This window comes from Streptococcus sp. DD10 (assembly GCF_001578805.1).
Taxonomy (GTDB): domain Bacteria; phylum Bacillota; class Bacilli; order Lactobacillales; family Streptococcaceae; genus Streptococcus.
In genome coordinates this window covers 1-880 of record NZ_KQ969183.1, presented here as the reverse complement: position 1 = coordinate 880, position 880 = coordinate 1, and the positions used below count along the sequence as shown (strand labels likewise).

Annotated in this window: 2 protein-coding genes; both read right to left on the bottom strand. The window is 39.4% G+C overall.

Annotation, left to right across the window (positions count from 1 at the left end):
- Positions 1 to 501, bottom strand: a 501-nt coding sequence (locus STRDD10_RS11685; RefSeq protein WP_269450131.1) for an IS3 family transposase, incomplete at its 3' end; no start/stop codon positions are given.
- Positions 502 to 515: 14 nt separating this feature from the next.
- On the bottom strand, positions 516 to 806 hold the full coding sequence (locus tag STRDD10_RS11255; RefSeq protein ID WP_048691346.1) for a transposase: 291 nt from the start codon (positions 804 to 806) through the stop codon (positions 516 to 518).
- Between the last annotated feature and the right edge of the window lie 74 nt (positions 807 to 880).

The following is an 880-nucleotide window of genomic DNA, read 5'->3' as shown; positions in this document are numbered from 1 at the left end:
AAGTGTGTCGAGCACAAAGTCTGTATCTTGGCACTCGGAGATGGTATAAGCTACTATTTCACGATTATAGAGATCCATGATCGAAGATAGATAAAGTCTACAGTTTCCAAAATAGAGATAGGTGATGTCTGTGACAAGCTTCTCCATAGGCTTGTCTGCCTGAAAATAACGATCCAGCTTATTGTCTGTTACATGGTAAGGCTTCCCTAATTTAGGTCCCTTCTTGGGACGGACACGGCAAAGACATCCCTTTTCCTTCATAATACGATAGACCTTCTTGCGATTAACGACGAGGTTATAAACTTTCTTTAGTAAGCGAGTGATGGTTCGATAGCCGTAAATAAAGCGATTTGCCATACAGAGTTGTTCGATTTTATCTGCTACTTCGTCTCTTTTCTGAGAATTCTTACACTCCTGTTTCCAGCGATAAAAGGTGGAGCGTTTGACTCCGAAACACTCTAAAATAATAGATACAGGGCACGTTTTCTTATACTCTTCCACTAGCTTGATAAGACTTACTTTGTCGATTTTCTTACCAAGCTCTGATACTTTTTTAGTAATTCTACCTGCAAACGTAACTGTTCGACTTCAGATAATTGTTTCATTCCTTTACCATAAGTATATTGTTTCCCCACAGGTTGGTGGAAACGGTACAATTCATCATTCTGATACCAACGCCACCAGGTCTTGACCTGACTAGCATTTTTGATACCGAGGGTATCCATGATAACCTTATTTGATTTACCTGCCTTCTTCATTTCGATACAGGCTAGCTTAGTTTCTACTGAATATGCTTTTTTGACCATAACAAAACACTCCCGTTTCTAGTTTACCAGATTTCAACAGGAGTGTTTTCTTGTGTCTCATTTTATGGGTGCAG

What these genes read in the sequence shown, in the direction of transcription:
- STRDD10_RS11255 (WP_048691346.1), bottom strand. Translation starts at nt 806, where the DNA reads ATGGTCAAAAAAGCATATTCAGTAGAAACTAAGCTAGCCTGTATCGAA.